Raw genomic sequence first — 8,644 nt, 5'->3', positions numbered from 1 at the left:
CTTCGGTTGAAATCAATCGAAGCTTTTTTTGCGTTATACACTATGTAATGGTGTTAACTACATAATCACATCCTCATGAAAACCACTTACTTTTTGTTTTTAATTGGCTTTTTGTTCTATAGTTGTAACTCTTCAGAAAATCAACCTGACAATTCTTCCAAAACCCCTGTAAAATCCATTAACTACAGCGACAGTTTTAATGAATATTGGTATGCAGGCAAAGCTGAGGTAAGCTCATACACCCTCAATCAGGCGAGATACGGAGAAATGAGAGAAGGAAATGCGACTTTAATATTTGTTACAGAACCTTTTTCGAAAAAGAAACAGGTCAAATTAGACAATCCGAAGTCGGCTGGCGATGATAAAGCCACAGTGATGAAGTTAAATTTTGTTAAGAAATTTGACACGGGTATTTACCCCTATTCAATGATGCTCTCTACATTCACTCCTGTCGATCAATACAATTTTGACCGTTCTCTAAAAGTGACGATGTCCGGTCAGGAATGGTGTGGCCAGGTATATGCTCAGCTTAATTTGGATAATGAATCGTATAAGGTAAATAGTTACTCTTATTTTGAATCTGAAGGCGACAAGCAATTTGAAATAAAAGCCACTTTGTTAGAAGATGAGGTCTGGAATCTTATACGTCTGGACCCTGCAAGTCTACCGACAGGGGATGTAAAAATCACACCAGGCTTATTTGTGACTCGTCTCATGCACAAACCATTGAAACCCTTAAATACAAAAGCAACCCTGGAAAAATCTGGTGATAACAGTACGTACACACTGGCTTTTGAAAACGAAAGAACACTAGCTATTACCTTCGAGTCAGTATTTCCTCACAAAATAGTATCATGGAAAGAAACTTATAAGAGCTTTGATGGAAAGATGATGACAACTACGGGATCGATTAAAGAAACTTTACTTATTGATTACTGGAACAAAAACAGCAACTCAGACAGCTATTTACGAGATTCTCTTCAACTACCCTGATTTACCCCTCTAATAGATAGGAATCGATTGCATTGGTTTCCTCAAGTTGTTTTATATTGGCGCACTTAAGTCTAAAACCAAGCTTTTATGATCGACTGTCAGAAAGAAAAATTCAGCCTGAGTGCCGATAAAACTTATCTAAATTGCGCTTATATGTCACCTTTACTTAAATCTGTTGAAGAGGCGGGCATAGTTGGTATTGCCAAAAAAAGAAACCCATTTAATGTCACAGCGGATCATTTTTTTGAAGATACCGAAGCGCTAAGACAAGAGTATGGTAAATTGATAAATGCTGATCCAAAGCACGTGGTAGTCACAAACTCCGTGTCTTATGGTATGGCTAATGTCACAAAGAATGTAGACTTAAAATCACATGAAAATGTAATTGTTTTAGGAGAGCAGTTTCCAAGCAATTACTATCCCTGGAAGAGGCTTTGTGATGAAACAGGAGCGACCTTAAAGGTTATTGCTGCTCCCAACGAATTTCGAGATAGAGGAAAACTATGGAATGAGCACATTTTAGAAGCCATTGATAAAAACACCAAGGTAGTTGCCTTGGGTCATGTGCATTGGGCGGACGGTACACTTTTCGACTTAAAAGCTATCAGACAGCGCACAAAGGAGGTAAACGCCTTATTGATCATAGACGGCACACAATCGGTCGGTGCATTACCGTTTGATGTGGCAGAAATACAACCAGACGCACTCATATGTGCAGGTTATAAATGGTTATTAGGCCCTTATGCCATAGGCATGTCTTATTACGGTGAATATTTCGATCAGGGAGTACCGGTAGAAGAAAATTGGATCAACCGACTACACAGTGAAGACTTTGCCGGACTAGTGTCGTATGAAGACAATTACCAGCCGGGAGTGTTGCGGTATGAATCGGGGGAACACAGCAATTTTATCTTAATCCCAATGTTTTTAGAGGCTATTCGTCAATTGAACGAGTGGGGTGTGAATAATATACAGCAGTACTGTAAAAGTCTGACTGATTTTGAAGCATTTAAATCGCTAAATCTGGAAGACGCCAATTATCGCGCGTCTCACTTATTTGGCATAAGGTTGCCAAATGCAGACATAGCAGCCGTTAAAGCAAAGATAGAAAGCGAAAACTTTTCTGTTTCTATCAGAGGTTCGGCCGTTCGCATTTCTCCTCACGTGTACAACACGCGAGAGGAATTGGAGCGGTTGGTAGAGCTGTTAAATACTTTTAGCTAGTATCGTCCGTATCCTTCTGTCTTTTTAATAGACCGATACTTGAGGTAAAGAAAATAAGTCCTAAAATGGCCAGGGCCCACGGGCTTATACCTACGGCAACCGACCCAAATATTCCTAGTATTCCTAAAACAAGACCTACAGCGCCCAAAACGAGTAGTATAACTCCAAATATTTTAATCATAATAAATTATCTTTATTTAAAAGATTCCAAACTTTGTGCCTCGTGAAAAATAGTGCTTCGGATAGCTGTAAGTCAAAATATAAAGATTAACATGTTGAAAAAATTCTACAGTTTGTTGCTGTGTACACTTCTAGCGCTTGGTTCAACTACAGCTTGGGCACAGCAATACTCCTATGTTTTTTTAAATACCAACCCAGACAAGGAAGAGCTACCAAAAAATGAAGTCGACAGCCTACAGAAGTATCATTTAGAGAACATTCAAAAGCTGGCAAGTGAGGATAAGCTACTGGTAGCAGGCCCGTTTGAAGGAGGCGGAGGCATTTTTATTATGAACACCAACTCTACAAAAGAAGCAAAAAAATGGATTGCCACTGACCCTGCAATTGCAGCCAACCGATATCGCATAGAAGTACTGCCGTGGACTCCTCGCGTAGGTGGGGCGTGTCAAATAGATTCTAATGCAGAGTTTGTTACGTATACTTTTGTGCGATACAATACGTTGATCACAAAATTTAATGTGCAGCAAGCACCAATACTTTTTAAGCAACATGATGATTACATCGACCAAATTGTGGCAGCAGGCAATGTAGTTTCTGAAGGAGTGTTTTCTAACTCAGATGGTGGCGTTTTAATATTAAATGGAGAGGTGGAGCCGCAGGTTATTATGAATGATCCTTCAGTACAAAATGGAATTATTGTTCCTGAGATAAAGAAAATATGGGTTGGAAAAGGCTCTTTTTGCGAATAAAGATTACACACAATGAAGAAAATTACAATTCCGCTCCTAATCATCCTACCATTAGTCACCTTCTATTTGCTGGGGCCGCGCGTTGCAGAACCAAATCTTGATGCTCCGATAATGGAGCCTACCAGTAATTTGAGTCAGCTCTCGGTGCAGATAGAATTAGAGGAGAAAGGCAATGAGAAAATTAAACCAGACAACGAGGCCAGAATAGTTTGGGCTGATACCTCAAAAAGTAAAACGCCATACAGCCTGGTTTATCTACACGGTTGGTCTGCTAGCCAGGAGGAAGGAGATCCGCTGCATGAAGAGATTGCCGCGCGTTACGGGCTTAACTTGTACCTTACCCGACTCTCAGGGCATGGTCTAAAAGAAGAGGAGCCGATGCTGGACGTTACGGCTACTTCACTTATGCAATCTGCCAGGCAAGCCATAGCCGTTGGTAAGAAACTGGGAGAAAAGGTGATTGTCGTGGCCACCTCAACAGGAGGCACTATGGGACTTTATTTAGCAAGTCAGGATGAAGATATAGCCGGGTTAGTACTTTATTCACCAAATGTTGAAATCAAAGACGGTACTTCTGTATTACTAAATAAACCTTGGGGTCTACAAATTGCCAGAACTGTAATTGGAGGCGATTACCACCAATGGGAAATAGACTCACCACGTTTACAATACTGGACGAACAAATACCGACTGGAAGCTCTTACGCACCTGCAAGAGTTGGTAAGCGAGACTATGACAAAAGAAACATTTAATGCCGTAAACCAACCGGTTTTTCTAGGCTACTATTATAAAAATGAAGAGCAACAAGATGACGTAGTATCAGTAGAAGCCATGCTAGACATGTACGACCAGCTTGGAACCCCTGATGAAAGCAAAGTGAAAGTAGCTTTTCCGGAAGCAGGCCACCATGTAATAGCATCACATTTCACAAGTGAAGACCTTGATGGCGTAAAGCAGGAAACATTCAGTTTTCTCGAAGATGTGATGGGTTTAAAGGCAAAGCCTTCAGATACTACATTGGTGAGTCATCATAGTCAGTAAGCCAATCGGCATGCTTAAAGCGGTGCCATTCTACCTGTGCCAAATCGACTTCCTTTTTATATAGTGGTTGTCTTTTTTTACCGTTGAGGTTTACACTGCTGTGGGCATAAATCGAAATATCGGTTTTGCCTTCCTTAGCATATTTTTCTTTTAGTATCTGCACAAACTGCCAGCACATGTCCGGTCGGGTAGCAATAGACCTCGACTGCTTGGCAGTAAGTAGCTCACTTGGTGCTACCCTCCAGGTTTCATTTTTTTCATTGTCTTTTATGGTAAAGAAAACTGAGCCATACTTAGCCCGTAACATCATGCGCCATGATAAGCGATGACCCTCTTCAGTCCAAAAAACATTACCAGGTATGAAATGATGACGGATAGGCAATATGAGTTGAACAATAAAGTAGATGCCCAGGCCGTAAACAATAAGTTTATTTTTCCAGCTGACAGAGGTTTGTAGGGTAGTGTCCAAAGAAGCTTTTGGCTTTCTTTTAAAGAACAAAGCCCTGATTTTTTCTGGTTCAAAGAAAAATACAGCCCATGCGATACCCATATAAGGAAATATACCTACCTGGAAAATGGCTGAATTAAAAAGGTGAAAGAAGATCGATGCAAAGAAAGCGGCTTTCCGTGTTTTCTTCCAAATGAGGCCTGGGGCTATAAGCAGGTCAAAGGCTATACCTCCGTATGCTACCATGTATTGCAGCCATCTCTCTTGCAAGAGGCCACCAACCAAAGGGTAATCGGCTTTTCCGGCAAACCAAATGGCAATAGGCCTTGCCTCCAACCAGTCCGGGTACATTTTGGCTATTGAAGCATAGATATAAACGAGAGTAATTTGAGTAACAAAAAGCCAGATACACCACTGTGGACAGGTTAAGCTTCTGATTGACGGTTTTCTTTTTGCGTCAAATGAAGCATATGCGTTGGCAGGCACCAAACACATAAGCATACAGAGGAGCATGAGCAGGTAGTAGTGATTATTATAGTTGGTCTTCTGCATAAAATAGACTGCAGACCACATGACCGTATACATACCTATACCAAGCCGGTAATAGAGACCAACCATTACCATAAGACCGGCAATACCCATTATGATGTAGTAGAAATACATACCATACCCAGGCAGTGGTTGCAGAAACTGTAAATCGATAAAAGGGAAAGTATAATCAGGCTCTATAAAGGCCCGGTAAACCCAGCCGGTGGCGATGGCTCCCCAGGCTTCAAGAAAAATAAGCAGGCCAAAAAACATTCTAAAAATGATCAATGGACTGTTGTCGACCTGTCGGAATAAAATATTGTTGTCTTTGAGCATAATACTAAACCAAAAATACAATTTCTGCTCTATTGATTAACTTAATATGCCTCAAATGACAGCGTCTGACAAATATGAGATAATTGGGCTCACTGGTTAACAATGGTCAACCTGCGGCCGTTAGTATTCTTCAACACAATTCATTTTAATAACCAAACAAAGATAAAATGACTCAAGTAAAAGCATATGCCGCTAAATCAGCGGAAGAAGATTTAAAACCCTTTGAACTAGAACGAAGAGGTACTAAGGCAGATGATGTAAAAATTGATATTTTGTACTGTGGTGTTTGTCACAGTGATTTACATCAGGTAAAAAACGATTGGAAAAACTCACGATACCCAGTTGTACCAGGCCATGAAATTATCGGTAAAGTTTTAGAGGTCGGAGAAAACGTAAAGGATTTCAAAGAAGGAGACCTAGTGGGTGTGGGTTGTATGGTAGACTCTTGTCAGGAGTGCAGCGCATGTAAAGATGATTTAGAGCAGTTCTGCGAAAACGGAGCAACTTTCACTTACAATAGCCCTGATCCACACCTTGGTGGCCATACTTTTGGTGGTTATTCAGAGCAGGTAGTAGTAGACAAAGAGTTTGTACTTAAAGTGCCGGAAAATATAGATTCTAAAGGTGCAGCTCCATTATTGTGTGCGGGTATCACTACGTATTCACCGCTTAAGCACTGGAATGTGAAAAAAGGTGACAAAGTTGGTGTTATCGGGCTCGGTGGTCTAGGTCACATGGGTATAAAGTTTGCCAATGCTATGGGCGCTCATGTCGTGATGATCACCACCTCTCCCGGAAAAAGCGAAGATGCCAAAAAGCTAGGTGCAGATGAGGTACTTATTTCCAAAGACGAAGAGCAAATGGATAAACATGCAGGTTCGTTTGACTTTTTGCTGAATACCATTCCTGTCGGTCATGATATGAACCCTTATTTAGGTTTATTGAAACGTGATAGTACTATGTGTCTGGTAGGAGCTATTGAGCCACTTGATCCTATGCATGGTGGTGGTGTAATTATGGGTAGAAAACGTGTGGCAGGTTCACTGATTGGCGGTATAAAAGAAACACAGGACATGCTTGATTTCTGCGGAGAGCATAATATCGTTTCTGATATTGAGATGATTGATATGCAGAATATCAATGATGCGTATAAAAGAATGCAAAAATCAGATGTGAAATATCGCTTTGTAATTGATATGAAGTCTCTAAAAAATTCATAAACAACCCTAATCCAAGTGCTCTTGGAGGGATACATTAAAATGGCCAGACATCAGGTTTCCGAGTTGTCTGGCTTTTTCTTTCTTATGAAACCACAGCGTAAATACTTTGCTGTGGGTGGAATGAGCCGTTATTTTGAACAGGGTCTCAACCGCAGAAAGTGTTGGGGTTATTCCATTAGGAGTATTTTGAGCCAATCGACTGTGGCTTGATATTGAGAGTGTAGTAAGGTGCTCTATGCCTACCCATTCTCCAAATTTCAATCCTAAAACGGAAGTGAATTCACGCTTTCTTTTGTTTACAAAGTCTAATTGAAGGCCCTCATAAGAGAAGGCCAAAAAGACACCGAGGAAAAAAGAAATGCTGCTTACCAAAATCAATTTGGCGCTATAGCTGATGGCAAAAAACATGGGAGTAGTTGCTACAAACAAACCTGCTACTATTAGCAACAAACCCAGAAAACGCCAACTGGAAAAGAGGTTTACGTATGCATGTGAGTATACCGTCAATCTTTCCTGGTTTTATTCACCTTAAAATCAAAAATATCATCTCTTTGATAATGGCCGGTTACATCAAGGGTCATTTGTTCTTTTACTCTATCGTCCAGATCAATCTCTGCAGTTAAGAGTGTTTCTTTATCAAAAATTGGCTCAATTATATACTCACCTTTTGGGTTGATGATACAGCTACCTCCGTTGCAAACCAGTTGCTCAGGATTTTTCTCCAAATAATCTGGCAACTTAAGCTCGTCCGGGAAATCAGAGGCTTTTAGCAATTGACCGGCAGCTAGAACAAAGCACCTTCCTTCAAAAGCATACTGCCTGCTGGCGATCTGATGCCGCTCAAAAACAGTAGGCCAGACGGCAACATGTATATCTTCTGCTTCATTGTGCATAGCTTGTCTGGCTAGGGGCATCCAGTGTTCCCAACAAATGAGACCTCCTACTCTGCCTACGGAGGTATTAGGTGCATTTAAGCCATGCGCATCACCCTGACCGTAAAGCATCTTTTCAGTAAAAGTGGGCATCAACTTACGGTGGTGGTTGGTGAGTTGTCCTTCAATATTAAAAGTAAGTAAGGCATTATAAATAGTGCCATTACCAGGCCCTTCACTTACCTTTTCATTTACACCAATTACAATATTTAGCTTGTGGGTTTTCGCCAGCTTAGCAATAAAATTTGTGTGTTTATCACCAATTTCTACACTGCTTTGTCTCAGTTTAAGAAAAGCACTTTTTACAGACTCATTGTCCCATTGAGCTACTTCAGGGCAATGGTCTAACCATGCAGGGTAGCCAGACAGCCATGTTTCTCCGAAAACAAGTAACCCTACTCCGTCTTTTTTTGCTGAAATTACAATCGACTCTAACTTCTGCAGGCTTTTTTCTAAGTTGGAATGTTCAGCTTCGTACTGTGCTATGGCTACTTTTACTTTTCTTCCCATAGTTTAAAAATCAACTTTTTGAACTTAAATCGTGTTATCAAAAGTGTAAAAATTGTCAATTAATCTCTCAAAAGATGCCTACGGTAGAAACTACTTTTAAGCTTACCTACACTAAGGAGCAATATCAGAAAGCTGTTGCATATATTGAAGACATGAAGAAACACCCAAGACGTGTTTTCTGGTTAGGCAAAGAAGGTAAGTCTGATGAGGAGCTGATTTACTCCCACATAGCTCATCGCATTCTCTCGGGTTTTTATAATAACTATGATCCCACTTTTGCTTCACAGCAAATCATCGCAATGGAAAATAGGCAGGCATCTTAAGTTAGGGTTAAGTAGTATTCCGCCTGATTCGAGATTCATCGTTCTCTTATAGTTGAACTACCGATGACGGATGCCACTAGCTACGAGCGCTAAGCGTTGAGCCTTGAGTCACTACCTCCGACATAGTAATTGTCATCTCGAGCGAAGTCGAGAGAACTTT

Annotated in this window: 10 protein-coding genes; 6 read left to right on the top strand and 4 right to left on the bottom strand. The window is 40.7% G+C overall.

What is annotated here, in order from left to right:
• Window positions 1-75: 75 nt before the first annotated feature.
• Both E1176_RS10605 and E1176_RS10600 read left to right on the top strand, forming a co-directional pair.
• Entirely contained in the window at window positions 76-993 is a 918-nt protein-coding gene (locus E1176_RS10605; RefSeq protein ID WP_155210585.1) for a hypothetical protein, read from the top strand.
• An 87-nt stretch (window positions 994-1,080) separates the two neighbouring features.
• Window positions 1,081-2,217, top strand: coding sequence for an aminotransferase class V-fold PLP-dependent enzyme (locus E1176_RS10600; protein ID WP_155210584.1), 1,137 nt, complete (start codon window positions 1,081-1,083; stop codon window positions 2,215-2,217).
• Here the strand turns inward: E1176_RS10600 and E1176_RS10595 are convergent.
• Entirely contained in the window at window positions 2,210-2,398 is a 189-nt protein-coding gene (locus E1176_RS10595) for a hypothetical protein (RefSeq protein WP_155210583.1), read from the bottom strand. The two genes, E1176_RS10600 and E1176_RS10595, sit on opposite strands and share 8 nt — an antisense overlap.
• Before the next feature lie 91 nt (window positions 2,399-2,489).
• On the opposite strand from E1176_RS10595, the gene E1176_RS10590 reads away from it, so the two are divergent.
• Window positions 2,490-3,146 (top strand): YciI family protein, encoded by a 657-nt coding sequence (locus E1176_RS10590; RefSeq protein WP_155210582.1) that lies wholly within the window; start codon window positions 2,490-2,492, stop codon window positions 3,144-3,146.
• 12 nt (window positions 3,147-3,158) lie between these two features.
• On the top strand, window positions 3,159-4,187 hold the full coding sequence (locus tag E1176_RS10585) for an alpha/beta hydrolase (protein WP_155210581.1): 1,029 nt from the start codon (window positions 3,159-3,161) through the stop codon (window positions 4,185-4,187).
• Here the strand turns inward: E1176_RS10585 and E1176_RS10580 are convergent.
• On the bottom strand, window positions 4,159-5,499 hold the full coding sequence (locus tag E1176_RS10580; protein WP_155210580.1) for an HTTM domain-containing protein: 1,341 nt from the start codon (window positions 5,497-5,499) through the stop codon (window positions 4,159-4,161). The genes E1176_RS10585 and E1176_RS10580 overlap by 29 nt on opposite strands.
• A 167-nt stretch (window positions 5,500-5,666) precedes the next feature.
• On the opposite strand from E1176_RS10580, the gene E1176_RS10575 reads away from it, so the two are divergent.
• A complete protein-coding gene (locus E1176_RS10575) occupies window positions 5,667-6,719 on the top strand; it encodes an NAD(P)-dependent alcohol dehydrogenase (RefSeq protein ID WP_155210579.1) in 1,053 nt (350 codons plus the stop codon).
• 6 nt (window positions 6,720-6,725) lie between these two features.
• Here E1176_RS10575 and E1176_RS10570 read toward each other — a convergent pair whose 3' ends face one another.
• Together E1176_RS10570 and E1176_RS10565 are read right to left on the bottom strand one after the other, a co-directional pair.
• Window positions 6,726-7,226: a hypothetical protein gene (locus E1176_RS10570; RefSeq protein WP_155210578.1), complete on the bottom strand. Its 501-nt coding sequence runs from the start codon at window positions 7,224-7,226 to the stop codon at window positions 6,726-6,728.
• Window positions 7,223-8,161, bottom strand: a complete 939-nt coding sequence (locus E1176_RS10565; protein ID WP_155210577.1) for a carbon-nitrogen hydrolase family protein — start codon at window positions 8,159-8,161, stop codon at window positions 7,223-7,225. The genes E1176_RS10570 and E1176_RS10565 overlap by 4 nt, the downstream gene beginning before the upstream one ends.
• A 74-nt stretch (window positions 8,162-8,235) precedes the next feature.
• Between E1176_RS10565 and E1176_RS10560 the strand changes: the two genes are divergently transcribed.
• Window positions 8,236-8,484, top strand: a complete 249-nt coding sequence (locus tag E1176_RS10560) for a hypothetical protein (protein ID WP_155210576.1) — start codon at window positions 8,236-8,238, stop codon at window positions 8,482-8,484.
• The last annotated feature ends 160 nt before the right edge of the window (window positions 8,485-8,644 follow it).

Origin of the sequence: Fulvivirga aurantia (assembly GCF_009711475.1) — a bacterium.
Classification (GTDB): domain Bacteria; phylum Bacteroidota; class Bacteroidia; order Cytophagales; family Cyclobacteriaceae; genus Fulvivirga; species Fulvivirga aurantia.
Note: the sequence above shows the minus strand (reverse complement) of the source record. Positions and strands in the feature narration are given on the sequence as shown.